Genomic DNA, 25994 nt, shown 5'->3' on the forward strand with positions numbered 1-25994 from the left:
GCCACCGGCTATTCCCTATTAAATTTCCATCAGGTCCGCTTCTTTATCCTGAAGCAGTTGGTCAACCTCAGCAATAAATTTATCAGTCAGCTTCTGAATCTGATCTTCACCACGGCGGGCATCGTCTTCAGTGATCTCTTTTTCTTTCAGCAGATCTTTAATATCACCATTGGCATCGCGACGGATATTACGAATCGATACACGACCACTTTCAGCTTCCTGACGTGCCTGACGGATATACCCTTTACGGGTTTCTTCGGTCAGTGCTGGCATTGGCACACGAATCACTGCGCCTGCTGTAGAAGGGTTCAGGCCCAGATCAGACTTCATAATCGCCTTTTCAATATCGGGAACAAGATTGGACTCCCATGGGGAGATCGACAGCGTCCGACCATCCTCAACACTGATATTGGCTACCTGACTCAGCGGCACAGCTGAACCGTAATAATTCACATGTACGGTTTCCAGAATACTCGGATGCGCCCGACCTGTTCGGATCTTCTTCAGGTTTGTGGCCAGAGCTTCCAGACTTTTACCCATTCGATTCTGGGCATCCTGAGCGATCTCATTCAGCATATATATCTCCTACCGTCTCATTATTATCGATGACGGTTCCCTCGTCGCTACCAACAATCAGGTTGGCTAACGCACCTGGTTTGTTCATATTGAAAACCCTGACCGGCATATCATGGTCACGGGCCAGACAGATTGCAGTCAGATCCATGACACCCAGCTGCTTATCCAGCGCTTCATCAAAAGTCAGATGCAGATAGCGCTTGGCAGAAGGGTCTTTCATTGGATCTGCGGTATACACACCATCAACCTTGGTGGCTTTTATTACCACATCAGCATCGATCTCGATGCCCCGCAGACATGCGGCAGAGTCAGTAGTAAAAAACGGGTTACCGGTACCCGCAGAAAAAATCACAACATCACCCTGATTCAGGTAACGGACCGCATTACGGCGATCATAATCATCCACCACACCGCGCATCGGTATAGCAGACATCACCCGGGTAGCAATATTACAACGTTCCAGGGCATCACGCATCGCTAATGCATTCATCACCGTTGCCAGCATCCCCATGTGGTCTCCGGTCACCCGGTCAAGGCCCGCTGCACTCAGCGCTGCACCACGGAACAGGTTACCACCACCAATAACCATACCGACCTGAACACCTATACCGACCAGTTGACCTATCTCCAGCGCCATCCGGTTCAGCACCTTAGGATCGATGCCGAAATTTGCTTCACCCATCAGGGCTTCGCCACTTAATTTGAGCAGTATACGTTTGTATTTGGAATGTTTATTTGAGGCAGGCATCGGTATCGTCTCCACCCGGACTGAGTTCGCACCAGTGTAACAAGAAAGAAATAGATTGCGCACCCAGAACAGGCGCGCAATCTGCGCAGGATCAGTGTTTAACCTTTCAACTGCTCAGCAACTTCAGCAGCGAAGTCTTTATGCTCGACCTCGACACCTTCACCTACTGCAATGCGGATGAAAGATGCAACAGAAGCGCCCGCATCCTTAACCAGCTGACCCACTTTAACATCGGGGTTTTTAACGAATGGCTGTTCAACCAGGCTGTTTTCAGCCAGGAACTTGTTGATACGCCCAACAACCATCTTTTCTGCGATCTCTGCAGGCTTGCTGGCCATATCAGGCTGAGCCAGAATGATCTCTTTCTCTTTCGCAACCACTTCAGCAGGCATATCTTCTTTGCTAACCACTTGAGGGTTAACCGCAGTCACATGCATTGCGACATCTTTAGCCAGCTCAGCATCGCCACCGTTCAGAGCAACAATTGCCGCCAGGGTACCCGTACCATGAACGTAAGCTGCTACTGTTTCACCTTCAACAATGAAGGCACGACGTACACCGATATTCTCACCGATCTTCTGCACCAGCGCATCACGAACATCAGTCAGCTCACCAGCCATCAGTGCGGCAACGTCTGTCTGCTTATCAGCAAAAGCCTTTTCCAGAACCGTTTGAGTGAAGGCCAGGAAGTTGTCATCACGGGCTGCAAAGTCAGTTTCAGAGTTAACTTCAACTGCAACGGCATAGCTGCTGTCATCAGCAACTTTAACCGCAACAACACCCTCAGCTGCAGTACGACCAGCCTTTTTAGCCGCTTTCATACCTGATGCTTTGCGCAGCTCTTCGATCGCCTTATCCACATCGCCATCAGCAGCAGCCAGCGCTTTCTTACACTCCATCATACCCAGACCGGTACGATCGCGCAGTTCTTTTACCTGCTTAGCGGAGAAGTTTGCCATTTGGTTTTACCCCATTAACAATCTATTGATTCAAATTCAAAAAAAGGGGAGCAACTCAGCTCCCCCTCCCGCGTGTCTGAATAGTCTATCCAAACCGCTTGACAGTCTGATTACTCAGCAGCAGCGTCGTCTTCAACTTCAACGAATTCGCTCTTGTCACCAGCATTAACTTCCGCGCCTTCAGAGCATGCATCAGCAACCGCTTTAACGTAGATCTGAATTGCACGCAGGGCATCGTCGTTACCCGGAATAACGTAGTCAACACCATCAGGGTTGCTGTTAGTATCAACGATACCAATGACAGGGATACCCAGCTTGTTAGCTTCATTGATAGCGATGCGTTCGTGATCAACGTCAACCACAAACAGCGCGTCTGGCAGACCACCCATATCCTTAATACCACCGATAGACAGCTCCAGCTTTTCCATCTCACGCTGACGCATCAGCGCTTCTTTCTTGGTCAGCTGAGCGAAAGTACCATCCTGGCTCTGTGCTTCAAGATCACGGAAACGACGGATAGACTGACGGATAGTCTTGTAGTTAGTCAGCATACCACCCAACCAGCGGTGGTTAACGTACGGCATATTCGCACGAATTGCTTCTTCTTTGATGGTCTTGCTGGCAGCACGCTTAGTACCAACGAACAGAATTTTGTTCTTGTTGACAGCCATGCCTTTAACAACATCCAGCGCACCATTCAGTGCTGGCAGGGTGTGTTCCAGGTTGATGATATGAATCTTGTTACGGGCACCAAAAATGTATTTACCCATTTTCGGATTCCAGTAACGGGTCTGGTGACCGAAGTGAACACCTGCTTTAAGCAGGTCACGCATTGTAACTTTTGCCATTATATTTTCCTAAGTATCAGGGTTAGACGTCCATGCACCCCAGCCCCCAACCGCAAGCGGCACCCAAGGGGATGTGTCGGTAACATGTGTGGATTTATGAAACCTGCGTTTGCAAACCCTGCGGATTCAGAAACTCAAATTTCGAGCGCGATTTTATACCATAAACGCCCCCTGTTTTGAAGTATGAATTACAATCTATTTATTCGCAGTGTTTTGTTCTTGGTCGGTAAATTCGCTACAATCCACTGATATCTTCTTACGCCCCAAAGGCTTACAAATATAAGGGTTTATATGAGTATCACGATTAAAACGCCGGAAGAGATCGAAAAAATGCGCGTCGCAGGACGTCTGGCTGCAGAAGTCCTGGAAATGATCGCCCCCTTTGTCAAGCCAGGCGTAACCACAGAAGAACTGAATACCATCTGCCATAACTATATGGTCAACGAGCAGCAGGTAATCCCGGCTCCGCTCAACTACCACGGCTTTCCCAAGTCGATCTGCACCTCGGTCAACCACGTTGTCTGTCACGGTATTCCGAATGACAAGCCACTCAAAAACGGTGACATTATCAATATCGATGTCACCGTGATTAAAGATGGCTACCACGGCGACACCAGCCAGATGTTCTATGTCGGCAATGTTCCTCTCCATGCACAACGGCTGTGCGAAATCACTCAGGAATGCCTGTATAAAGGGATGGCCCTGGTCAAACCCGGCGCCCGCCTGGGCGATATAGGCCATGTGATCCAGCAATACGCCGAAGCCAATCACTATTCAGTGGTACGGGAATACTGTGGCCACGGCATCGGCATCGGTTTTCACGAAGACCCGCAAGTGGTGCATTATGGTAACCCAGGCACCGGCGTCGAACTGCAGGAGGGAATGTGCTTTACCATTGAACCGATGATCAATGCTGGCAAACGCCACGTTAAATTGCTAAAACGGGACGGCTGGACAGTCGAAACCGTCGACAAACGCCTGTCGGCACAATGGGAACATACTATTCTGGTCACCGCTGATGGTTATGAAACATTAACCAGACGTAAGGATGAAACTTTCTAATCTGGCGCTGCCGAGGGCTCTCCATGTCGCATACCGCTTTTGCTGCCGATGAAACGCTCTTCTCTGCCAGCGAGTTTAGCGCTGCCCTGGCGCAATCAAACTCCCCGATACCGGTTTTTAAAGACGCACTGAAAGCGGCCCAGGAGAAGATGGACGCCCGCTTCCGGGAAGGCGAGGATATTCGCAAGCTGATCTATGGTCGCGCCTGGCTGATCGATCAGTTGCTACTGCAGGCCTGGCAACTGTTTGACTGGCCAGACGACAAACATATCTGCCTGATGGCCGTCGGTGGTTATGGCCGGGGCGAACTGCACCCCCGCTCCGATGTGGATATTCTGATTCTGCTGGATAACATCAGTGACAGTGAAGTACAGGACAGTATCAGCCGCTTTCTCACCCTGCTATGGGATATCAATCTCGACATCGGTTCCAGCGTCCGCACCCTTGACGAATGCTACAACGAAGCCCAAAGCGATATCACTATCGCGACCAATCTGATCGAATCGCGCCCGCTGGTCGGCAATGCCGATCTGCATATTCAGATGTACCTGCGGGTAACGTCAGAAGGCGCATGGACCGATAAAGAGTTCTTCCTCGCCAAGGTGAATGAACAAAACAGCCGGCACGACAAAACCAACGATACCGAGTACAACCTGGAACCCAACCTGAAAAACTCCCCCGGAGGATTACGGGATCTGCAGACTATCGGCTGGGTGGCAAAACGCCACTTTGGTGCAACCTATATACGGGATCTGGTGGACCACGGCTTTCTCACCGAGCTGGAGCTGGACACTCTGAACAAGGGTGAACTTTACCTCTGGACGGTACGCTACGCCCTGCATATGCTCTGCCAGCGCCGCGAAGACCGGCTGCTGTTCGATCACCAGCGCAGCCTCGCGGACCTGTTTGGCTATACCGATCAGAGCGGCGCACTGGCCGTTGAGCAGTTCATGAGCAAGTACTACCGGGTGGCTAAGGCGATGTCCGAGTTCAACGGCATGCTGCTGCAGTATTTTGATGAGGTCATTCTGCGCCGTGAAGAGGAGCAGGTTATCGAACCACTGAATAACCGCTTCAACCTGCACAACGGTTTTATCCGGGTCGCCTATGAGTCAGTTTTTGAACACCACCCGTTCGCGATGCTGGAAATGTTTGTACTGCTGGCGCAAAACCCTGAGATCAAAGGGGTGCGGGCATCCACCATCCGTCTGATCCGCAACAACCGGCACCGGATCGACGACGAGTTCCGTAACGATATTCGCAACACCTCCCTGTTTATGGAACTGTTAAAGCAGGATAAAGGGGTCTCTACCGAACTTAAGCGGATGAACCGGTTTGGTATTCTCGGTCTCTACCTGCCTGAATTTGGTGATATCGTCGGGCAGATGCAACACGACCTGTTTCATATCTATACAGTCGATGCCCACACCCTGAAAGTGATCCAGAAGATCCGCAAGTTCCGTCACAAGGATCAGCGGGAGAAGTTCCCGATCGCTTACCGCATCATCAATCAGTTGCCCAAGCTGGAGCTGATCTACATTGCCGGGCTTTACCACGATATCGCCAAAGGGCGTGGCGGCGACCACTCAGAGCTGGGCGCGGAAGACGTCATAGCGTTCTGTCTGCGGCACCATCTGGGTAAATGGGATACCCATATGGTGCAATGGCTGGTGCGCAACCACCTGCTGATGTCGATGACTGCGCAGCGCAAAGATATCTCTGACCCGGATGTGATTCTGCACTTTGCTAAACAGGTACGGGATATCGCCCACCTGGATTATCTCTACATCCTGACGGTGGCCGACATCAACGCCACCAACCACAGCCTCTGGAACAGCTGGCGGGCAACCCTGATGCGTCAGCTGTATACCGAAACCAAACGCGCACTCCGCCGGGGACTGGAAAACCCGGTTAATAAAGATGACCGGGTCGAGCAGATTCAGAATGAAGCCCTGGCGATTATGCAGCGCAAAGGCTTCAACGAGCAGGAGGTCATCGAGTTCTGGAATCTCCTCGGCGACGATTACTTCCTGCGCGAACAGCCACAGCATATTGCCTGGCAAACCCAGGGCATACTGGAGCACGGAGACTCTGATCTGCCACTGGTCATGATCCGCAAAACCTCCTACCGGGCTTTCGAAGGGGCCACGGAGATCTTTGTCTATATGCCAGACCTGCCCAGCCTGTTTGCCGCCGCCGCCTCGGCCCTGGACCAGCTCAACCTGAACATCCAGGATGCACGCATTATGGTGGCCGACAACAATCAGGCACTCAACACCTATACCGTGCTGGCAGAAGATAACCTGCCATTGCCGGATGACGAAGCCTTTCTGGAACAGATCCGCAACCACCTGGTGGAAGAGCTGGATGACCCCGACGATTTCCCAGCCATCATTCAGCGTCGCATTCCACGACAGATGAAACTGTTTGCCTATCCCACCCAGGTCAACATGAGCACCGACCCGGCCACTCAACTGACCACTCTGGAGATTATCACACCAGACCGCCCCGGACTGCTGGCCCGACTGGGAGGCATCTTTGTTGATTTCGGCATCTCGGTACGCAAAGCCAAGATCGCCAGTATCGGCGAACGGGTAGAAGACTTTTTCTTTATCAGCGACGATCAGGGCCGGCCTATCAGCGACCCTGAGGTCTGCATGAAGCTTCAGCAGACCATCTGTCAGCAACTTGACGAGTACAGTAAGTCCGCCTGATGACGGTGAACTTACTGACATAAGGATAAACTATGGATAAACAGACACAGACCGAACTCGAAGCGGCAGCCTTTCGCCGCCTGGTACAACATCTGGACCAACGCAAAGATGTACAGAATATCGATCTGATGATTCTGGCAGGCTTCTGCCGCAACTGCCTGTCCAAGTGGTACAAAGCCGCTGCCGACGAACGGGGAGTAGAACTGAGTTACGAAGCAGCCTGCGAGCAGGTCTACGGCATGCCATACTCCGAGTGGAAAGAGAAACATCAGAAAAAGGCAACCCCTGAACAACTGGCTGCCTACGAAGCGACTCAGAAGCCGGGATAACACCTCACTTCCCAGGCTTTACCAGAGCAACGCAGAAAAAAAACGCCGGTCTGATTTGACCGGCGTTTTTTCTATTCAGACGACCATCACACACCGTAACTATTGACTGGCCTGCCAGGCACGCTGTACCTGATTCAGATCGATCTCCAGAATCGTGGCGTAAACATCGGTCTGCACCGGATAACTTTTCACCACCCTTGCGCCGCGGACAATGCCGGCTACCGCCCCCTGAAACTGGTTGTTCTTCAAGACCATATCCTTCACCGATGTCGTCCCGGCCAGATATTGCCCATGCACCAGCGCAGTCAGCTCACGATAAGCATCCAGCTTTGAGGCTTTCATCGCCATCAGCACCTTATGCTGCTGGGTTTGCCCCTCCTGCAGACTGATAGGAGCATAACCTGTCACCTGAACCCAGTTGGGCTCAATCGGCGTTTCATCCACCCTGGGCGGCAGATCCGGTAGCGCCGAAACAATATCTTTTGTGGACTCAACAAAGGTCTCGCAGCCCGTCAGCGAGATCACCAGCAACATTGTCAGCATCGCCTGTGTCAGGCATTTAAGCCCCTTGCTGAAACGCCAGACGCCCGTAATCATTGTTTACTCTCCGAAGCCGGTTGACGTGTCCCATTCTCAATAATCATACCTTCATCCATCGCTTTGATCGGGTCATAGCCCGGCAGGGCACCTTCCAGACGCACAGAAGGAATATTGGTCTGGGCCGACGCCATAATCTGGCGACTGGTAGTGTCCAGCACCCGGGCATTGACAATGATGCCATCCGGGTGCTGACTGTAGGTGCCGGTCAGCACAAAATGGATTCTGAAACGGTTACGAATACCCGACAGGTTCTCTGTGGAGAGTGGATCTTTCACCGTAGTATTCAGACTCACAGCACGAAAATCGACCAGATTATAACCATGCTGCTGTAACTGAAAAATAAAGTTCTCACTCAGTCGCTCACCGGTCGGCGTTCCTGAGGCTTTGTTACCCAGTTGCACAAAGGGGAGAATCGCAATCGGCAGCCGCTTAATACGATTCTCAGCCAGGCCAACATTCAACTGCACCGCCATCTGCGCCACCGCTTCGCTTAGCGGATCAGCGCCCGAAGGCTGATCTCCCACCACCTGAACTTCATGTTTGGCTAACTCACGCTGCGCTTCAAGATTCGCCGCTTCCGCTGCACGCATCTGCTCCAGCGCCTGCGGATCTACACTCTGCACCGCCACAGGAACCGGCTCATTCAGCGCACAGCCGGCCAGCAAAACAGACCAAAGCAGTAAAGAATATCTCATCGACACCCGACACCCAGAATTAAATATCCGTTTAAACTAACATAAATCAGGCACTTAAACAGTCCCTGCCGTATTGCAACAGATCAATAATTTGCATACCTTAGTGTATTATCGGTCAGCCAGAAAGTATGTTTAGCCCTATGATTCGTATCGCCGCAGCACTCTTGTTCAGCCTTCTCAGCCTGTCACTGCATGCCGTTACGATGGAAGCAGAGGGACGCGCACTGATATTCGACAAGGATATTGATTCTGCCCGCCAGGCCGCCATCAAGAATGCCACCCAACAAGCCTCTCTGCAGGCCAGCGCCATTGTCAGCAGCACCCAGAGCATCGATCAGGGGGTATTAAGCATCGACAATATGCAGGTCAGCACGCTGGGAATGGTGAGCAACGTTGAGATTCTGGATGAAAAAATTCAGGGGCGGATGCTGTGGGTCAAAGTCCGCGCCGATATCGATTTCGAAGAGGGTTGCGCCGCGGGCGTCTCCGGACACGGCTACCAGAAATCGGTGGCGGTAACCGCCTTTCCCCTGCTCTATCCACAACAGGCCAGTCTTGGCGCACTCAGTAATATGCCAACAGAACTGAGCAGCCTGCTCAGCAATCAGATCAACCAGACCAGCAACCTGAGGGCACTCAACGCCGGTATGCTCAATGTACTTGAAGCCCCGGCCACCGCCCCCACCCGCCAGCTCAGCGCCGGTGCCCTGACCACCGTACTGGACTACACCCGCCAACTGGATGTGCAATATATCGTCTCCGGGGTCATCCGTGATATCAGCCTGTACGACTCCTCCGTCATCGATCCACAGCGCAATATTCTGGTCGACCTCTACAACCGCCTCGATTACCGCAGCAAACGCCACCTGCGTACACTGGTGCTGGACCTGTATATCCACGATGGTTTTTCCGGTGCCCTGCTCTTCAGCAAACAATACGCCACCGCCGGACGCTGGAACCTTGAACCAGAAGCCCGACCCGGCTTTGCCAGCGCCGAATTCTGGCGTCAGGACTACGGCAAGCAAACCCGGGAACTGCTGAATCAGGTGGCTGCCGACCTCAATGATGAACTGCGCTGCATGCCTTTCTCTGCACGCATCACCAAAAGCGAGGACAACCTGCTCTGGTTCAATGCCGGAGCCCTGGCGGGTATAAAAGTGGGCGATAAACTCACGGTGTATCGCAAATCAAACTTCTACACTGACGATATGCGCAGCCACATACAACTGACCAACACCCGCAAAACCATGACCGTCACCGAAGTACAACCGATGTTCGCCATCGGCCGGCTGGCGGAGGATGGTGCAATCTACAATATACAGCCGGATGATGTCGTGATTTCCTGGTAAGCGCGAAGCGCTTAACAGGCAGACCGCCGCGAAGCGGCTAGCTAGACGCGACTGCGTCGCTTGCTAGGAGCTAGACGAAAAACTTCGTTTTTCTTGCTAGAAAAAGCAAAGAAGAGATAACTTTATTGCTCGCTCTGTTAGAACTGCTTTGAGCTATAAAGTCAGTGGATCATTGCAATAACTTGAATCAGAAACTGAACTGAGTCAAATTGCCCGCTACAATAATGGCAAATCCTTCTCAAAGGATTGTCCAGAGAGCTGCTTAGGAAAATTTATGACATGGAATTTGTTTTTTTATTTGCTTACCTGTCGTTGTACTGGGCTATTAGAATTAATCAGGCATTAACCCCAGAAGATTTAATGTTACATGATGAACGACTTGGCCATTTAGTTATTATGCTTCTAATTGCCATGCCTGTTGTGATTCTCAGAGTGATAGTAGGAAACAGGTACTACAGGAAGAAATTTCATGGCCTTTACCCTTCTATAAACGTCAAGAATCTTATGCAGCATGACATCTCATACTCTGCTCTCTGTACGATAGTTGTCGGTATCATTTATGTCTCTGAACGGGATTATTTTGATGCTGGTTTTCGTGAGTTTGGAGTGTCAATATTTATATATTGGTTTGCATCTATGCTGCTTGGCTTTCTTCGATGGCTTCCTGCCACCAAGAATGGCTTTAGGTAACAAATGGCAGTTGTATAAAGTTATCAAAAGCATCTTCTTAATGTCGTTAGTTAACCCTATGAATCCTCATTGAAAACATGACACAAAAAAACCGCCAAATGACGGTTCTTTTTTATGCTTTTTCTAGCAAGGAAACGAAGTTTCCGTCTAGCGAGTGACGAAGTCACGTTCTAGCGAGCCGCGAAGCGGCGGTCTTGAAATAATTGCTCCGCAATTATTTCTGCGTCCCGCGAATATTTACTTCCACCCGGCGGTTCATCGCCCGGCCGCCGGCGGTATCATTACTGGCCACCGGATAGCGCTCACCATAGCCGCGGGATTGCAGGCGCAGCGGGGCAACTCCTTTGCTGGACAGATACTGGGCTACGCTGGCAGCGCGACGCTCAGACAGGGTCTGATTGGTTTCAAAAGAGCCGGTGCTGTCGGTAAAACCATCGACATTGACGACGGTCTTATCAAATTTGATCAGCACCTTGGCGACAGAGCTCAGGGTCGGATAGAAGCCCTGATCAATATTGTATGAGCCGGTTGGGAAGGTCACATTACCCGGCATAATCAGCCGGATTGAGTCGCCTATACGCTCCACCCGTACGCCAGTGCCTTCCAGCTCCTGCCGCAGTAGCATCTCCTGCTGGTCCATGTAGTAACCGATGCCGCCACCCACGGCGCCACCCAATAGAGCACCGGCAATCGCACCTTCCGTTCTTTTACCTTTGCCTGCCACTGCATTCCCCAGAACCGCACCGGCAACCGCGCCGATTCCGGCACCTGTTGTGGCGTTGCTGGTTTTTGCTTCCTGGGTGTATGGATCCATTGTCTGGCATCCCGCCAGTGCTATTGCACCAGCTAAAACAATAATTTTTTTCATTATCACTCCTTTGAGGATCTGTGAAAAAGTTCAGCCTGATTCAGACGATACTGTGAATTGACAAAACCTGTGATGATCTCGTTTATCTTAACCGGGGTTAGTTTCTATTCTGCCAACTAAGTTCCCCCTTAGCCAATCTGATTGGTAAATTATCGTTTTTTAAGCTGAATATCACCTGAGCGAGGCATTTTTCCCGAGATAGATCTGGCCTCAGGTTACAACAACTTATAGAATCTCTTCTTAACACATAAGTACGACCTTTGTATTGCGATCGAATCATTCTGCCCGAGGATTATCACTTGTCTCAGCTACCAGTCATCGTGGGGTTTGGCGGCATCAGCCCAGCCGGACGCAGTTCCTTTCACCATGGCTATCGTCGCCTGATCCTCGATAAACTCAGCAGCGATAAGCGCAACGAAACCCTGCTTGACCTGGCGACCCTGACAGGACTGGCTGGCTATCGGGACAACAGCTATGTCGATCAGAAGGGAAACCCGACGCCTGTCAGCGAACTGCTGGAGGCGATCACCCCACAGGTGTGTAATAACACCCTGATTCGCCGGATTGAAAAAGAGTGTTTCGATGTTCATAACGTCACATTCAATAAACCCGCTACGATCAATGCTGCCGAGCCGATCACTTTTACCCTGCGCAAACGCCAACTGCCGCAGAACATTCCCGCTAACTGGTCGTTAAAGCCTCTGTCTGCCACTCAGATTGAAGTGACACTGACAGGTGATCTGGAGGTTATTTTTCCGGACTTTAAAGAAGCGTTGGTACAGTCAGCCGGCCAGTTGCCCAGCGGTTTCCAGCCCGGCAAGCTATACCAGTCGCGCAACCATCCCCGCAATATCCAGATGACCGTATTTGGGGCTTCCGATGCTCTCAACTCTGCCGGAATCCCCTGGGATAAAATTGCCGCCGCCGTCAGCCCTGATCAGATCGGTGTTTACGCCAGCAACTCCATCGGTCAGCTTGATGATCTGGGGTTTGGCGGTCTGACTAAATATCCATCTATCGGCAAGCGCACAACCTCAAAACAGATGCCACTGGGCTACGCACAGATGCCCGCGGATTTTGTCAACGCTTACATACTGGGCAGCGTGGGCGTAACCGGCGGTTCACTGGGGGCCTGTGCGACCTTTCTTTACAACCTGCGCAACGCTGTAAACGATATCCGTTCCGGGCGCCGCAAAGTGGTCTTAGTGGGTGGCAGTGATGCTCCGGTGACCCAGGAAGTTATTGAAGGCTTTCGCTCAATGGGGGCATTGGCAGAGGATAAAGACCTTCTGGCACTGGATAACCTTGCCGAACTGAGTGGCGATGATTACCGTAAAGCCTGTCGCCCCTTTGGCAATAACTGTGGTTTTACGATCGCCGAATCTTCCCAGTTCACCCTGCTGATGAGCGATGATCTGGCTATTGAGCTGGGTGCAGATATCTATGGGGCAGTTCCTGAAGTGTTCGTCAACGCAGATGGCCACAAGAAATCGATCTCGGCCCCCGGTATCGGCAACTATATCACCATGGGCAAAGCAGCATCGCTGGTACAAAGCATGCTGGGACAGACCTCCCTGCATCAGCGCAGTTTCGTACAGGCCCATGGTACCAGCACACCGCAGAACAGAGTCACTGAGTCCCATGTCATCAATGAGACCGCGAAAGCCTTTGGAATTCAGAACTGGACAGTGGCTGCACTAAAATGCTTTATCGGTCATTCACAGGGAACCGCCGGTGGCGATCAGATGAACCTGTCTCTGGGGGTATGGCAGTATGGCTATATTCCCGGCATCACTACCACACCTGAGTTTGCCAGCGATATCCACAACAGCAATCTTAACCTGAGTAACCAGCATATTGATGTTGGCCCACAAGGCATGGACTCGATAATTCTGAACTCCAAAGGGTTTGGTGGTAATAATGCCAGCGCGGTTGTCCTGGCTCCCCACATTACTGAGCAGATGCTACTGAAACGTCATGGCCAGGAAGCGATCAATCGCTACCAGGATAAACGTGCTATCACACGGGAGATGGCTAACCGCTATGATCAGGACAGCATTAAGGGGCTGACCCGACCAATCTATCTCTATGATCACAATGTGCTGGCCGGTGAAGACCTTGAGATCAGTAACCGGGTGATCAGGCTTCCAGGCTATAACCAGCCAGTCAGCCTGGATATTGAGAATCCGTTTGACGATATGAACTGAACCGGCACTCAGGCTTCAGCCTTATAACAACAGACCATCAGGAAATCACATGTTCAGAGTTATCACCGCACTGCTTATAACCCTGGCCCTGACCGGATGCATGGACAGCATAAGTAAACTGTCTGAACCGGTGGACACCAGTTACTACACTGTTGACCTGAAAGATTATGAATACTGCCGGGGGAATACAAAACAATGCCTTAGCATGACACTCATTGGCACAGGGCTACCCTACTTCAAACCGATCGAAGAGGCATACAGTCAGAAATTATCTGGGAAAAACTCTCTAAAAGCCCTGATTCACATGCTACTTACCTCTGAGAATGCTAAATACCCGATAGTAAAAGACAGCGAAAACGGTCGTTACTATAGGCTTGGGGCCAACAAACAGACCGATACTGTATGGAAAACCCTCAAACATATTGAAGAATCTCTCTACAACCCTAAAAGGTTAATTGACTGAGCACTGGTCACCCCGATCACTTCAGCCAGCGGTTCCTGCCTGAGTTTAGCAACCACCGCGGCAACCTTTGCCACCCGCTCGGGGTAGTTCAGCTGTCCCTGATACCCCAGTAACGGCATATCCGGGCTGTCGGTCTCGAAGACAAAACTTTCCAGCGGCAGCTCTGCCACCAGCCGTCTGAGTTTTGTCGCACGATCATAGGTGACCGCGCCACCGATCCCAAGCTTATACCCCAGTTTCAGATACTCACGGGCCTGCTGTTCACTACCCGAAAAGGCATGCACCAGCCCTGCCCGCTTCAGTTTGATCTGTCGCAACTGTTTCAACACCTGATCATGGGCTTTCCGAACATGTAACAGTACCGGTTTATCAAACTGATCTGCCAGCTGTAATTGGGGGACAAAAATCGCAAGTTGCTGTTGCAGATCAGCCTGAGGGATAAACAGATCCAGCCCTGTCTCACCGACCGCAACCAACTCGGGATGATTCTGAAGCTCCCGTTCCAGCCGCTGCAGATCATGCTCTGCAGCAGGATGATCGAAGCAGGGGTGCAAACCCAGCGCGGGGTATAACGCGGAATACCGGACACACAGCGTTAATAGACGGTTCCAGTGGGGCTCGGATACACCAGGCACCACAAACCCCGTCACACCCTTGTCCCGGGCACGTTTAAGAACACTGTCTATGTCGTCTGCCAGTTCCGGAAAATCCAGATGGCAGTGGGTATCAATAAGCGGCATAGAATAAATCGCTGCCTGACGAGAATTAGTGGCTAGTGGCTAGTGGCTAGTGGCTAGTGGCTAGTGGCTAGTGGCTAGTGGCTAGTGGCTAGTGGCTAGTGGCTAGTGAAAGTTTAAGAGCCTTCCTCAAGAGTATCAAGTTTATAAGTCGGTATATCTATTTGTAGAACGCTCTTTCTGGCCACCCAAAAAGTATTCTTGCGTGTTATGGGGAAGGATACAGAAAGCATTGATACCTTCCCGGTTCAGGTCTGGTTGGTGCCCTCTCCAGATATTTAAAATCGCGGCAAAGCGACCTTTGTCGGCGGTAAAAGCAAAAACTCCTGACGTTGCAGGATGCCGCGCCACAACCGGCGGGCGAAGGTATGGATATTTGACGCTGAAAAGCATAAGGCAGTGTTTTACCAGAGTACCCAGAGAGCATGCTAAGTACAGGGTCCAGAGAACGCCGAGAAACGCTATTTATAAGCTTTCCTCTGTGTCCTCTGTGGTGAGTCTCTTTTAAGCTGTTGTATCGATCCACAGAAGATCAAATATGCTGGCATCCTTTCCCGATAAAGCGCGATGAACCTAAAAAACGCGCCAGTGGCGCGTTTTCCTGTTTAATGCTCCCGGGTCGCCCGGAAACGCATATCCGGCCAGCGCTCCTCAGTGAGACTCAGGTTTACCCGCGTCGGTGCCAGGTAGGTTAGCAAACCACCACCGTCCAGGGCCAGGTTATCCCCCCCTTTACGGCGGAACTCTTCCAGCTTGCGGGCATCATCACACTCAACCCAGCGGGCGGTTGCGATGGTCACCGGCTCATACATACACTCAACCTTGTACTCATCTTTAAGACGGTACACCACCACCTCAAACTGCAACTGGCCCACCGCCCCGAGAATCAGGTCGTTCTTGTTGATCGGCTGGAACAGCTGTACCGCCCCCTCTTCCGACAGCTGTTGCAAACCTTTCTGCAACTGTTTCATCTTCAGGGGGTCTTTAGCCCGTACCCGACGGAACATCTCCGGTGCAAAGTGGGGAATACCGGTAAACTTCAGATCTTCTCCTTCGGTAAAGGTATCACCTATCTGGATCGTACCGTGGTTGTGCAAACCGATAATATCACCAGACCAGGCTTCCTCTACATTGGAACGGTCACCGGCGAGAAAAGTCACCGCGTCGGCGATCTTCACATCTTTGTTGATCCGCACATGGCGCATCTTCATACCCCGGGTATAACTCCCCGAGCAAACCCGCATAAAGGCGATCCGGTCACGGTGTTTAGGGTCCATATTGGCCTGAATCTTAAACACGAAGCCAGAAAACGCCTCTTCATCCGCAGCAACTGTCCGGCTAATGGTTTCCCGCGCGATCGGAGAGGGAGCAAACTCCACAAAACCATCCAGCATTTCACGCACGCCAAAGTTTGACAGTGCCGTTCCAAAATATACAGGCGTCTGACGACCCGCCAGATACTCTTCCTGATCATATTCGTGACTCGCGCCCCGTACCAGGTCGATCTCCTCCAGAAAATCTTCGTAGAGGTTGCCCAGTAACGCCTCAGCTTCGCTGCTTGCCAGCCCTTTAACCTGGATATCATCCGGAATAATACTGCCCTGTCCCGGCGTAAACACATGGATCGTATCGGTATAAAGGTTATATACCCCGCGAAAATCCTTACCCATCCCAATTGGCCAGGTAATCGGCGCAGCCGCAATTTTCAGCACCTCTTCGATCTCATCCAGCAACTCAATCGGATCACGGATATCCCGGTCCATCTTGTTGACAAAGGAGAGAATCGGCGTATCGCGAAGACGACAGACTTCCATCAGTTTAATCGTCCGGTCCTCGACACCCTTAGCACCATCCACCACCATCAGCGCCGAGTCGACAGCCGTCAGTGTGCGGTAGGTATCTTCCGAAAAGTCTTCGTGTCCGGGAGTATCCAGCAGATTAACAATACGACCGTTATGGGGAAACTGCATCACCGATGATGTCACCGAGATACCCCGCTCCTGTTCCATGCTCATCCAGTCAGACGTCGCATGACGATCAGATTTCTTACCTTTGACCGTTCCTGCTTTCTGAATCAGGTTTCCGAACAGCAGCAGTTTTTCGGTAATGGTGGTTTTACCCGCATCCGGGTGAGAGATAATCGCGAAAGTCCGACGAATCGACACTTCCTTAGAGATACTAGACATAGAGATCCGGTTACTTTGGAAACAGCCCTGCACACTACACGGCAGAAGCCAGAAAATATCATTGGGCGCTATTTTCCCTGATATGCCCCAAATCCACAACTGAAAGCTATTGACTCAGTCCAGATTCCTGAGAAACTGCCAGTTAAAGCTAAGGATCAGCATGTGAGTCAGATGATGAAATCAGCCATTCCGAACATCCCGTCTATCAGAGGCCACCAACCCTCCGCGGAGGGTCGAATCAGTCAATACAATCCGTATCACCGGATACTACCCGGGTCTTTCTCAGTTCATTTCCACCGGAATAACCTGATACTAAGCCCAACAACGCTAAGTGACGAAGCAGCTTAGCGATTCAACCGCTCAAACGACAAGCGCAGTTATAAAAGGAATCAAGATGCCCAGTGTTTATCAACTTAAAAGTGCCTTTTCAGACCTGCTACGCCCACTGACCAATCAACTAGCCAACAAGGGCGTCACAGCCAACCAGGTTACTGTGACCGCAATGCTCGGCTCCGTTTTACTGGCGGGATCGCTCTATTTTTCCACCGCGAATAGCCTGATAACGCCACTGCTATGGCTGTCAGTCCCTCTCTGGATGTTTATCCGCATGGCGCTGAATAATATCGATGGTATGCTCGCCCGCGAGCACAATATGTCGACTCCCCAAGGGGCCATTCTCAATGAGATGGGCGATGTCGTGTCCGACAGCGCGCTGTTTCTGGCGTTTGCCGCCCTGCCGGGTATCAATATTCCGCTGCTGGTGATGCTGACATTGCTGGCGGTGATGAGTGAGATGATCGGCGTTGTGGCTGTGCAGATCGGTGCCAGCCGCCGTTATGATGGACCTTCCGGCAAAAGCGACCGGGCACTGTTCTTTGGTGTGCTGGGATTACTCTATGCGCTGGGCATTAACCCTGGCACCTGGAGTACGCTGGTTTTATTACTGATTACCGTTTTGCTTGTTGCCACCATTGTTAACCGCGCTAAATCAGCCCTGCGCGAAGTTAACGGCAACACCGCAGCTGAGGCTGATTAAACCGCCACATCATCGGCGTCAGCCGCAGGCAGGGTCAGACAATAGGCGGATAACTGCTTAAATGATTCGGCCGCCGAGTTCATAAAACCGGCGGCAGTCTGGCGTTCGGTCAGGCTTTCACCCACAACCACGTCACAATTAAAGGGGACCAGCAACGCTTCCCCTTTCGGCAGCGCCCGGCCAAGACCATGCAACATCGCAGGCACCACCGGGATATCTCCGCGCTCTTTGATCAGATAGTACACCCCTTTTTTCAGTCGACTGAGCTGTTCCGGCTTACCCCGGCTACCCTCTGGAAACAGCACCAGAATATCCCCCGCATTCAATGCCCGGGTACAACCGCTGAACAGTGTTTCGCGATCCGCACCACCACTGCGATCCAGGGGAATAATACCGATGCATTTCAACGCTACCCAGGCCAGAATACCACCATTACCCAGAAAATAATCGGCCGCCGCCACCGGTCTCACTCTATGGATCATCGATAACGGAAACAGGCTGAGCAGCACCAGCGTATCCAGATGGCTGTTATGGTTAGCAATCACGATGGCTGGGCCGCTATCTGGCAGGTTATTCCTGCCGCGGACATTTAACCCCAATAACAGCAATACCACCGGCTTAACCAGCAAAGCAAAAAACAGCACCTTAATCAGTCTATCCATGGGCATTTCTCCGCCGTTCAATAGTGGCTATAAAACAGAAAGTGAAAAAATAGCGGCGCAGTAAACAGCAGACTATCCATCCGGTCCAAAATCCCCCCATGCCCGGGGATCAGATTACCGGTATCTTTTATCTGCAGATCCCGCTTAACCGAAGAGATCACCACATCACCAAAGAAACCGCTGACACTGATCAGTAATCCGGCCATCAACCCCTGCCACCAGAGCAACGGCGTCAGCAACGGCGCAGTCAGACCCGCCAACAGAGTGATGGACGCAACCCCGCCAAGAAACCCCTCCCAGGTTTTATTCGGACTGACCTTTGGAATAATCTTATGACGGCCGAATCGCTTACCCCAGATATACTGACAGACATCGTTAAACTGCGTCATAAACAGCAGAAACAATACCGGACCGATATAACCGGCCATCTCATTCTTCACCGGCAACACCAGCAGATAAGCGATATGACTAATGGCAAAGACGGTCAGCATGGTTGCCCAGTGAAGAATCCCCACCGAACGAATGAACCCTTTTGTTTCCCCCAGCAGCACCATCCGCACCGGCAGCAACAGAAAGATGTACACCGGGATAAAGATAATAAACATGCCGTACCAGCCAATAGACACCCAGTAGTACTGCACGGGAATTGACAGATAGGCCCAGAATATCACTCTCCGGTCTGTTTGCCGGGTAGGTACAATCGAAAGAAACTCTTTGAGGGCCAGAAAACTGAGAAAGCCAAAAAAGACAATGGCCAGGACCTGATTAAACAGTAGAGCCGCAAACAGAATACCGATCATCATCCACCAGGACTGCACCCGCTGTCGGAGTTCAGTGTAATCTTTATCAGGATGCTTCTGTTGCATACGATAGCTAATCAGGCTACCGCTCATCAGTAGAATAACCACCAGCAGGATCAGATAAAACGAGTGAGTCGGTACACCAAACATATGCTTTCAAAATCCTTTTAAATAAATGCGTAAAGTACCTAATATTGAAAGGCTAAATTCTACCCGCGTAACAGTATACTGTAATCAAAACATAACTTAATACTGTGGCAATCACGCCTGATCTCTTTAGCCAGATTTTCGACAAGTCCTGTAGCTAAACTATAGTTAAACTGTAGTTTCAGCCGCCTTATTCGGAAAACTTCCAGGGCTTGTCTTCAGGTACATATACGCTTTCTTTCTTGACGCAGCGCTGACTGATGTCAGTCGCTTCGGACAACAGAATGTCCCGTTCCTGGGCCATCTTTCGCGTATAAAGAGGGATTACCCAACCGTAAAAAACGGCTTCGCATCGCTGCGTCGTCTGTATCCCGGCCATATCCTCCTCACTCCAGTTGCACTGATAATCTGCGATTGTCCGTACAGGATCTTTATCAGATAGCAGCGCATAAGGGGTAAGGTTCTTTTCAGTCACCGGATGCATCCGGACTCTGGCAATATTGCCTACAGAGAGATAGGTGTACTCCGCATCAGAGGTTTCCCAGCGCTGTTTACGATAGGGGATGTAGGTTATTTCACCCCGCTGCCGGGCCTGCATAGTGAGCATCCCGCCCGTTTCTTCAAAATAGCTGGTGTCGGCTGTTGCTATAACAACCTGACGCCCCTTCCTGTCGGGCTGCTCATCGATCAGACGGGTAACAAAATGATCATAGGTAATCACATAAGCAGGCGCTTCATCGACAGCACAGTCCAGAGAAACCTGAGCATTGCTTTTCGATACCATCAGCACAGCGATAAACCAGAGAGATCGCTGAAAGATTGTTCTCAGTTTCATGGTTGTATACAGGCCCTCTCTAAAGAGTTGAAGAGTAGCATCAAGATTGTCTGTACAACAATCAGGTAGCCATAAAAACAAATCCCCTTGAAAAGGGGATGGGCCTCTGCTCTTCTATCTTTATCGCCATTTAAGCTTAAATCATATCTATTGCGACTTTATAAATATCGACACAGGATCAGCAATAAGCCCGAGATGGAGAACAAAATTTAATGATTGCCGATATTTTCAAACAACAACCCGATGGTTAAGGCCGCCTGCTGCGGCAGTATCTCCCCCAACGGCATATTTCCAGAAGCCCGTGAACCTCTCCCCCAATACAGCATCCACAGTAATTTTAAGAATCAAATCATGAAAATCAGATCGTACTATCTGTTATGGCGTTGGCCACATCAGTAATTGACAGCTTTCCATTCAAGAAATACTCTGGCGTTAGTCGCATATCAAATCTGTCTTCCAGCTCAATTGCCATCGTCACTGCGTCTATCGAATCTAAGTCAAAGATTTTAATCGGATCGCTAACGCTGATATCGTCAGCCGTTTCTCCCAATAAAGTAGCAAGATATAACTGCATCCAACGAATCAATGAGGAATGCAACTCAGGGAGGCTTTCAGTGTGCATAGATATAGCATCTCAAAATGAAAATTAATAAAACAAGCCCACTAATTGAACCAAAATGCCTATAAAGTGCAAGCGTATAATTGCGTTTGTTTTGGCTGCAGGTAGAATCGTTTGAAGCACTGAAAATACAGGAAAGAGCCTTCAGTATGAACCTTGGCATTCTTTACTTCAGGGATGAGCCACTACAAGTTATTCCCGCGTTACGTCTACGGGCTTTAATTGCCGAAGCCAGATTACAAGGTGTCACTCTAACGCTCTTACAATCCGATTTCTTCGATTTAGACAGAGAACAGATCAGCGCATATTGCTGGGAGGGCGAAAACAATTGGGTAACCCGCCTCATTCATATCCCTGAACTCGTTATTATTCAAGGAATGACTATTAGCCAGGAACAAATCAGCCTGAGCAAGTGGTTGACTAAGAACAGAACGATTATCGCCGATAGCGGCTTGAATAAGGACAGACTATCTGAACTGGTTGCTGCATCAACTCTTAGTGAATATATAATTCCGACATTAACGATTGATAAAGCAAATCCTACAGAGTTTATAACGCGGTCTCTCAAGCACTGGGGAGGAGGCGTTATCAAAAGAGCGGACAGCAACCGCGGCATCGGCTTATTATTTATCTCTGAAAATGATGGCGTTTGGAAACTTGATTCTGAACGACAAAAACTTCAGGGTAGCCTTAGCGAGATTGTTTTGCACGCTAATAGAATGATAGCGGCCAGACTCAAGTACCGTGATTACATCATTCAGCCCTTTTTAAACTCCTCTGCTAAAGATGGCCGGCCTGTTGATATCAGAGCCCATGTACAAAAAAGGCGTGATGGAAACTGGGCGCTTACAAGGGCGTATGTACGGGTAGCTGAAGCGGGCTCTCTGCTACCCAATTTCAGCAAAGGAGGCTATCAAGGAGAACTAATGCCCTTCCTCTTGCAGCATAACGCTCTTTGCGCTGAAAACATTAAGGAAGAGCTGATTTCAGTATCTATAGCAATAGCAGAGTTACAAGACACGGTAGCTGCACTCCCTCTGTCAGAGCTTGGCCTGGACTTCTTATTGGATGAGAATAGTAAACTGTGGTTAGTAGAAACAAATGCCCTGCCGCAAAGTGCTTTGCATGAAATGGAACGAGCCAGACATACTATCGGTTATGCCATTCACCTTTATGAGAAACAGAATAATCAACCAGTGCAATTATCATCGGAAGTCTAAGCGTTTTAACCGCAGCTGAAATATCAACAATGCTTCTTAAATTAGGATACCGAATGCAGCAACCTCCAATTTTCTTAATTAGTTCTGGAAGATGTGGCTCAACGTTCTTTTCAGACTCCATCCATTCTCATCCAGAGATGCTTTCTGTATCGGAATTAATAGAGCCCGTTATGCCCGTCCCGTTTTTAGAAAACCAGAATAAAATCTCGGGGGCTGACTTTTTCACACTTCTGGCTGCGCCAACTATGGAAGAAAGAATCGATATCTGGCAGTCCGGCATTACCCGTGAATGTCTGTTCATGCCTCAGGAAAGAGATAAAGTATCACTTTTGCTTTGCTATGCTTTACCACTTTTATCACAACAACCAGACAAGTACCTTAATAAATTAAGACAGATAGTTAGTGATTTTCCTGAGGCCTGTGCGACAGAACATTTCATTCGCTTTTGCGAATACCTGAAATCAGCTCATGACAAAACCATCTGGATTGAGAGAAGTGGCGGCTCACTTGCCCATTGTGAAAGTATTTTACGGTGTTGGCCGAACGCCAAAATCATACATTTTTACCGTGATGGCAGAGACGTTGCGTGTTCTATGCGAGCACACCCCATTTTCAGGATGTTTGTGATGAAACGACTAGGCAAAGACTGGAGGGAGAATGAAACCCCCGACATTACAGAGTTTGGCAAGCTCTGGTCCGAATGGGTATGCAATGCGATACCCGCCCTTAGAGAACCGAATGCGCGCGTACTTAACCTGAGTTATGAAGAGATGATGTCCTCTCCAGACAACGCTCTTGAATCATTTCTGCGCTTTGTCTTCGACAAAGAACTGCTTAATGAGCAGGATTTACAGTGGATAAATCAGGTAAAAAAAGAGATCTCACCGGCAAAGAGTCATTTTCATGCGCTCAATGAAAAAGATAAAGCAAGGTTAACGCTAGCTTGTCAGCCTGGACTAGAAGAGTTGGGCTACTTAAACAGCAGCTCACCGATATTAACCAACGCCTAAAACAGGGTAACCATAATATGTCTGACGCTACAACTACTTACCTTGATGCCCAAATGGACAAACATCAAGCGCTGATAAATGACCTGCTGGCAACCTTTGGCCAGCCCCTGCATATTTTCTTTGTTGAAGAGATGGCCCGACAGGTAAGCCAGTACCAGGCAATATCAAACAAGCTGTATCCTCCCTTACAGATAGCGTTTGCAGTTAAATCAAATCCATGCAGAGGTGCACTCCGCGCAGCATCGACTCTCGGTTTGGGAGCAGATTGTGCGTCAGAATATGAACTCCAGGCTGCATTACAGGAAGGGATTACAGGTAACCTGATTACTTGTAATGGCAATGCAAAAACCAATTTTTATCTTGAGTTAGCTGTTGAAAATGATGCCTTAATAGTGGTGGACAACGCTGATGAGCTAGATGCATTACGCAGGGTTTGCCAGGAGCACCATAAGAGAGCAAATATATTATTGCGTTTTAGCGGTATGCCACTGGCGGGCTTTACAGCCGATGATCAATCTACTGCCGCAGACTGGACAAAGTTTGGCTTTCATATTGATGAGGCTGAGGCTCTGTTCAAGCTGGTAGACAAGTCAGATGAACTGCGTTTCCTAGGAATCAGCGCCCACATTGGTACGCAGTTATGCAAGCCCGAGGTGTTCACACGGTTATTCGAATGTTTATTTGCACTGATCAGCATAGCGAACAGAAACCAGCTGGATGTGTCTATGATCAACATTGGCGGAGGGTTTCCTGCTCAGTTTATCGATGCAGATAACGCGCAACAATTCCAGGACAGGCTTTATAAACAGATAATCAATAACGTGAACAGTACTACTGACGTTACCTGGAATGGTTTAGGTTATGGTTTTGAATATCTTCGCTTAGCATCGACAACCAGCCGTGAACAGAAATGGCAGGGCAAAGCATATTGGACCGACTATCCCGGTGCCGCAATGCTAAACCATGTATTACAGACCCCAATGAGTAACGGAGTCAGTCCTCTTGAAACGTTAAACAATCTTGGGACACCCAGACTGATTGTCGAACCCGGACGCTCTATGATGGCTCCATCAGGAATCACTGTTTGCGAAGTAATGGGAACAAAATCAGTGATGAACCACGACCTGGTTATGCTAGACCTGGGCATAAACAATCACAGCACCAATCTGATTGCACCGGATATGTTTCCAGCTCAAGTCATTCCGCCAAGACCCGGTGATAGCGAACGAGAAGTATTTCTTGCAGGAAGGTTATGCTTTACTGGCGATATGATTAGCAAAAATAAAGTGACGCTTAACAGATTGCCTGAACGCGGAGACGCCTTGGTGATCTATCATACCGGAGGGTATAGCGCCGACCACTTTGCCTCTCATAGCTGCGGTTATCCCAAACCGGCAAAAGTCGCAATATTACAAAACGGGGCAGTTGAAATCTGGCGCGAAAAAGAAAGTTTCGTCGATGTATTTGGTACGCCAGACACTTCACTGTCAGTCCGCGAATATACAACCAAGAATCACGTTAGCCTATGAATCATCTGAATAAAAAGCTTGCGCTACTTGAAGCTGATCCTCATGCCTACTTTATAGCTCTTGCCCTCGAAGATCGCTCAATTGAATGGCACATCAATACCACTAACACCGATAGTGAACCATTACATTGGTTGTGTTTCAAGATAAACGGGCAGGATCTTGTATATAGAAAAAGCATATTCTTTGAGCCGGGAAAAGGCCGCTGGAATGATACCGGTAAAAAGATCAACCAGCAGGCGCAACTTATTGTTGCCGATAAGCATGCAACGAAAACACTCCTCAGAAAACAGGGTATTAATACACCGAGGGGAGAGAAATTCCGCCGCAGAGATCTACAAAAAGCTCTCAGTTATTACAAACAATTATCAGGGCTGATCTGTGTAAAACCCAATAGTGGTAACAGAGGTCGCTGCGTGACTTCCGCTATCTCAAGTTACGAACGATATGAACAGGCAATACATGCCGTAGCGGACGAATTTGTTCACATTGTTGCAGAGGAACACGTTGAAGGTGAGCACTTTCGCTTTTTCTATGTTGAGCCAGAGGTTATTGGAGTTAGGCGGGGTGTCCCTTTAAGTGTTGTCGGTGATGGGCAATGTACAATTGCTGAATTGCTTGAGCAAAAGAATAAAGAACGACGCAAAAGAGCACTGATCACTCATCCTGAAGTTGCCATAGACAACAAGATAATCGAATACCTCAAAGCACAGAATCTGACAATCGAATCAGTACTACCATCCGGCGAACGAGTCTTTTTACGCTCTTCCGCTGGATACCCTGAGGGAGCAGACACGATCTTACTGGATAAAGATGAGGTTCACCCTGATTATTTAAATATTGTAGCCAGGGCCTGCCAGTCAGTGCCTGGATTACATTTCTCGGGGGTGGATATTGTGATAAGAGATGTCACTCAGCCAGCAACAGATAATAATTATTGGATTCTTGAACTCAACTCCGATCCGGCTTTCATCCCATTCTACTATCCCTGGAAAGGCAAAGTCGTTGATGTGGCGGGCTTGACCATCGATATGATGATTGAACGATTTCCGTTCAGATAAATTATTCTTACAGAACAGGCTCACATAAATACTTACCACTGGAATAA

25 protein-coding genes are annotated in these 25994 nt (G+C 49.7%); 12 read left to right on the plus strand and 13 right to left on the minus strand.

The genetic code is table 11. From position 1 onward, the window contains the following. Positions 1-18: 18 nt before the first annotated feature. The 4 genes from frr to rpsB form a co-directional block, all read right to left on the minus strand. Positions 19-576 (minus strand): ribosome recycling factor, encoded by a 558-nt coding sequence (gene frr / locus JW499_RS06975; protein ID WP_205209922.1) that lies wholly within the window; start codon positions 574-576, stop codon positions 19-21. Continuing rightward, on the minus strand, positions 566-1324 hold the full coding sequence (gene pyrH, locus JW499_RS06980; RefSeq protein ID WP_091360617.1) for a UMP kinase: 759 nt from the start codon (positions 1322-1324) through the stop codon (positions 566-568). The genes frr and pyrH overlap by 11 nt, the downstream gene beginning before the upstream one ends. Before the next feature lie 98 nt (positions 1325-1422). Next, entirely contained in the window at positions 1423-2283 is an 861-nt protein-coding gene (tsf, locus tag JW499_RS06985) for a translation elongation factor Ts (protein ID WP_205209923.1), read from the minus strand. Positions 2284-2393: 110 nt separating this feature from the next. Beyond that, entirely contained in the window at positions 2394-3131 is a 738-nt protein-coding gene (gene rpsB, locus JW499_RS06990) for a 30S ribosomal protein S2 (protein WP_205209924.1), read from the minus strand. Positions 3132-3422: 291 nt separating this feature from the next. Between rpsB and map the strand changes: the two genes are divergently transcribed. Genes map through JW499_RS07005 form a run of 3 tightly spaced genes read left to right on the plus strand, consistent with a single transcriptional unit; the run spans position 3423 to position 7236 of the window. After that, entirely contained in the window at positions 3423-4193 is a 771-nt protein-coding gene (map, locus tag JW499_RS06995; protein WP_205209925.1) for a type I methionyl aminopeptidase, read from the plus strand. Between the two features lie 23 nt (positions 4194-4216). Further along, positions 4217-6907: a [protein-PII] uridylyltransferase gene (locus JW499_RS07000; RefSeq protein ID WP_205209926.1), complete on the plus strand. Its 2691-nt coding sequence runs from the start codon at positions 4217-4219 to the stop codon at positions 6905-6907. 32 nt (positions 6908-6939) lie between these two features. After that, positions 6940-7236, plus strand: a complete 297-nt coding sequence (locus tag JW499_RS07005) for a DUF1244 domain-containing protein (protein WP_091360627.1) — start codon at positions 6940-6942, stop codon at positions 7234-7236. Between the two features lie 99 nt (positions 7237-7335). On the opposite strand, the gene JW499_RS07010 is transcribed toward JW499_RS07005, so the two are convergent. Together JW499_RS07010 and JW499_RS07015 are read right to left on the minus strand one after the other, a co-directional pair. Continuing rightward, on the minus strand, positions 7336-7833 hold the full coding sequence (locus tag JW499_RS07010) for an LPP20 family lipoprotein (protein WP_205209927.1): 498 nt from the start codon (positions 7831-7833) through the stop codon (positions 7336-7338). Continuing rightward, entirely contained in the window at positions 7830-8531 is a 702-nt protein-coding gene (locus JW499_RS07015) for a FlgO family outer membrane protein (protein WP_205209928.1), read from the minus strand. The genes JW499_RS07010 and JW499_RS07015 overlap by 4 nt, the downstream gene beginning before the upstream one ends. Positions 8532-8659: 128 nt before the next feature. On the opposite strand from JW499_RS07015, the gene JW499_RS07020 reads away from it, so the two are divergent. Further along, positions 8660-9880, plus strand: a complete 1221-nt coding sequence (locus tag JW499_RS07020; protein WP_205209929.1) for a flagella assembly protein FlgT — start codon at positions 8660-8662, stop codon at positions 9878-9880. Positions 9881-10159: 279 nt separating this feature from the next. Beyond that, complete coding sequence (locus JW499_RS07025) at positions 10160-10570, plus strand: hypothetical protein (RefSeq protein ID WP_205209930.1); 411 nt, start codon at positions 10160-10162, stop codon at positions 10568-10570. A gap of 214 nt (positions 10571-10784) precedes the next feature. Here the strand turns inward: JW499_RS07025 and JW499_RS07030 are convergent, their stop codons facing one another. Beyond that, entirely contained in the window at positions 10785-11438 is a 654-nt protein-coding gene (locus tag JW499_RS07030; protein ID WP_091360633.1) for a YiaD family glycine zipper/OmpA-like lipoprotein, read from the minus strand. 299 nt (positions 11439-11737) lie between these two features. On the opposite strand from JW499_RS07030, the gene JW499_RS07035 reads away from it, so the two are divergent. Together JW499_RS07035 and JW499_RS07040 are read left to right on the plus strand one after the other, a co-directional pair. Further along, the gene (locus JW499_RS07035) at positions 11738-13645 is read left to right on the plus strand and encodes a beta-ketoacyl synthase (protein WP_205209931.1); all 1908 of its coding nucleotides are present in this window, start codon (positions 11738-11740) and stop codon (positions 13643-13645) included. A gap of 49 nt (positions 13646-13694) precedes the next feature. Next, positions 13695-14108, plus strand: a complete 414-nt coding sequence (locus JW499_RS07040; RefSeq protein WP_205209932.1) for a hypothetical protein — start codon at positions 13695-13697, stop codon at positions 14106-14108. Here JW499_RS07040 and JW499_RS07045 read toward each other — a convergent pair. Next, positions 14081-14848 carry a TatD family hydrolase gene (locus JW499_RS07045; protein ID WP_205209933.1) on the minus strand — a complete coding sequence of 256 codons (768 nt, stop codon included), beginning with the start codon at positions 14846-14848 and terminating at the stop codon, positions 14081-14083. The genes JW499_RS07040 and JW499_RS07045 overlap by 28 nt on opposite strands. Before the next feature lie 602 nt (positions 14849-15450). Further along, entirely contained in the window at positions 15451-17031 is a 1581-nt protein-coding gene (locus tag JW499_RS07050; RefSeq protein WP_205209934.1) for a peptide chain release factor 3, read from the minus strand. A gap of 394 nt (positions 17032-17425) precedes the next feature. On the opposite strand from JW499_RS07050, the gene JW499_RS07055 reads away from it, so the two are divergent. Beyond that, positions 17426-18067 carry a CDP-alcohol phosphatidyltransferase family protein gene (locus JW499_RS07055; protein WP_205209935.1) on the plus strand — a complete coding sequence of 214 codons (642 nt, stop codon included), beginning with the start codon at positions 17426-17428 and terminating at the stop codon, positions 18065-18067. Here JW499_RS07055 and JW499_RS07060 read toward each other — a convergent pair. The 4 genes from JW499_RS07060 to JW499_RS07075 form a co-directional block, all read right to left on the minus strand. Beyond that, complete coding sequence (locus JW499_RS07060) at positions 18064-18729, minus strand: lysophospholipid acyltransferase family protein (RefSeq protein ID WP_205209936.1); 666 nt, start codon at positions 18727-18729, stop codon at positions 18064-18066. The two genes, JW499_RS07055 and JW499_RS07060, sit on opposite strands and share 4 nt — an antisense overlap. Before the next feature lie 17 nt (positions 18730-18746). Then, positions 18747-19679: a phosphatidate cytidylyltransferase gene (locus JW499_RS07065; protein ID WP_205209937.1), complete on the minus strand. Its 933-nt coding sequence runs from the start codon at positions 19677-19679 to the stop codon at positions 18747-18749. 187 nt (positions 19680-19866) lie between these two features. Next, positions 19867-20511 (minus strand): hypothetical protein, encoded by a 645-nt coding sequence (locus JW499_RS07070; protein WP_205209938.1) that lies wholly within the window; start codon positions 20509-20511, stop codon positions 19867-19869. 358 nt (positions 20512-20869) lie between these two features. After that, entirely contained in the window at positions 20870-21133 is a 264-nt protein-coding gene (locus JW499_RS07075; protein ID WP_205209939.1) for an acyl carrier protein, read from the minus strand. Positions 21134-21279: 146 nt separating this feature from the next. On the opposite strand from JW499_RS07075, the gene JW499_RS07080 reads away from it, so the two are divergent. The 4 genes from JW499_RS07080 to JW499_RS07095 are packed head-to-tail and all read left to right on the plus strand — an operon-like array spanning position 21280 to position 25947. Continuing rightward, positions 21280-22350 carry a YheC/YheD family protein gene (locus JW499_RS07080; RefSeq protein ID WP_205209940.1) on the plus strand — a complete coding sequence of 357 codons (1071 nt, stop codon included), beginning with the start codon at positions 21280-21282 and terminating at the stop codon, positions 22348-22350. 53 nt (positions 22351-22403) lie between these two features. Further along, complete coding sequence (locus tag JW499_RS07085; protein ID WP_205209941.1) at positions 22404-23360, plus strand: sulfotransferase; 957 nt, start codon at positions 22404-22406, stop codon at positions 23358-23360. Positions 23361-23377: 17 nt separating this feature from the next. After that, on the plus strand, positions 23378-24889 hold the full coding sequence (locus JW499_RS07090; RefSeq protein ID WP_205209942.1) for a diaminopimelate decarboxylase family protein: 1512 nt from the start codon (positions 23378-23380) through the stop codon (positions 24887-24889). Then, positions 24886-25947: a hypothetical protein gene (locus JW499_RS07095; protein ID WP_205209943.1), complete on the plus strand. Its 1062-nt coding sequence runs from the start codon at positions 24886-24888 to the stop codon at positions 25945-25947. The genes JW499_RS07090 and JW499_RS07095 overlap by 4 nt, the downstream gene beginning before the upstream one ends. The last annotated feature ends 47 nt before the right edge of the window (positions 25948-25994 follow it).

Source organism: Amphritea pacifica (genome assembly GCF_016924145.1).
In the GTDB taxonomy this organism is placed as follows: domain Bacteria; phylum Pseudomonadota; class Gammaproteobacteria; order Pseudomonadales; family Balneatricaceae; genus Amphritea; species Amphritea pacifica.

What these genes read in the sequence shown, in the direction of transcription:
- JW499_RS07090 (WP_205209942.1), top strand. Translation starts at nt 23,378, where the DNA reads ATGTCTGACGCTACAACTACTTACCTTGATGCCCAAATGGACAAACAT.
- JW499_RS07045 (WP_205209933.1), bottom strand. Translation starts at nt 14,848, where the DNA reads ATGCCGCTTATTGATACCCACTGCCATCTGGATTTTCCGGAACTGGCA.
- JW499_RS07095 (WP_205209943.1), top strand. Translation starts at nt 24,886, where the DNA reads ATGAATCATCTGAATAAAAAGCTTGCGCTACTTGAAGCTGATCCTCAT.
- JW499_RS07040 (WP_205209932.1), top strand. Translation starts at nt 13,695, where the DNA reads ATGTTCAGAGTTATCACCGCACTGCTTATAACCCTGGCCCTGACCGGA.
- frr (WP_205209922.1), bottom strand. Translation starts at nt 576, where the DNA reads ATGCTGAATGAGATCGCTCAGGATGCCCAGAATCGAATGGGTAAAAGT.
- JW499_RS07075 (WP_205209939.1), bottom strand. Translation starts at nt 21,133, where the DNA reads ATGCACACTGAAAGCCTCCCTGAGTTGCATTCCTCATTGATTCGTTGG.
- JW499_RS07010 (WP_205209927.1), bottom strand. Translation starts at nt 7,833, where the DNA reads ATGATTACGGGCGTCTGGCGTTTCAGCAAGGGGCTTAAATGCCTGACA.
- JW499_RS07030 (WP_091360633.1), bottom strand. Translation starts at nt 11,438, where the DNA reads ATGAAAAAAATTATTGTTTTAGCTGGTGCAATAGCACTGGCGGGATGC.
- rpsB (WP_205209924.1), bottom strand. Translation starts at nt 3,131, where the DNA reads ATGGCAAAAGTTACAATGCGTGACCTGCTTAAAGCAGGTGTTCACTTC.
- JW499_RS07055 (WP_205209935.1), top strand. Translation starts at nt 17,426, where the DNA reads ATGCCCAGTGTTTATCAACTTAAAAGTGCCTTTTCAGACCTGCTACGC.
- JW499_RS07020 (WP_205209929.1), top strand. Translation starts at nt 8,660, where the DNA reads ATGTTTAGCCCTATGATTCGTATCGCCGCAGCACTCTTGTTCAGCCTT.
- JW499_RS07060 (WP_205209936.1), bottom strand. Translation starts at nt 18,729, where the DNA reads ATGGATAGACTGATTAAGGTGCTGTTTTTTGCTTTGCTGGTTAAGCCG.
- map (WP_205209925.1), top strand. Translation starts at nt 3,423, where the DNA reads ATGAGTATCACGATTAAAACGCCGGAAGAGATCGAAAAAATGCGCGTC.
- JW499_RS07085 (WP_205209941.1), top strand. Translation starts at nt 22,404, where the DNA reads ATGCAGCAACCTCCAATTTTCTTAATTAGTTCTGGAAGATGTGGCTCA.
- JW499_RS07005 (WP_091360627.1), top strand. Translation starts at nt 6,940, where the DNA reads ATGGATAAACAGACACAGACCGAACTCGAAGCGGCAGCCTTTCGCCGC.
- JW499_RS07065 (WP_205209937.1), bottom strand. Translation starts at nt 19,679, where the DNA reads ATGTTTGGTGTACCGACTCACTCGTTTTATCTGATCCTGCTGGTGGTT.
- JW499_RS07015 (WP_205209928.1), bottom strand. Translation starts at nt 8,531, where the DNA reads ATGAGATATTCTTTACTGCTTTGGTCTGTTTTGCTGGCCGGCTGTGCG.
- JW499_RS07070 (WP_205209938.1), bottom strand. Translation starts at nt 20,511, where the DNA reads ATGAAACTGAGAACAATCTTTCAGCGATCTCTCTGGTTTATCGCTGTG.
- JW499_RS07000 (WP_205209926.1), top strand. Translation starts at nt 4,217, where the DNA reads ATGTCGCATACCGCTTTTGCTGCCGATGAAACGCTCTTCTCTGCCAGC.
- JW499_RS07050 (WP_205209934.1), bottom strand. Translation starts at nt 17,031, where the DNA reads ATGTCTAGTATCTCTAAGGAAGTGTCGATTCGTCGGACTTTCGCGATT.
- pyrH (WP_091360617.1), bottom strand. Translation starts at nt 1,324, where the DNA reads ATGCCTGCCTCAAATAAACATTCCAAATACAAACGTATACTGCTCAAA.
- JW499_RS07025 (WP_205209930.1), top strand. Translation starts at nt 10,160, where the DNA reads ATGGAATTTGTTTTTTTATTTGCTTACCTGTCGTTGTACTGGGCTATT.
- JW499_RS07080 (WP_205209940.1), top strand. Translation starts at nt 21,280, where the DNA reads ATGAACCTTGGCATTCTTTACTTCAGGGATGAGCCACTACAAGTTATT.
- tsf (WP_205209923.1), bottom strand. Translation starts at nt 2,283, where the DNA reads ATGGCAAACTTCTCCGCTAAGCAGGTAAAAGAACTGCGCGATCGTACC.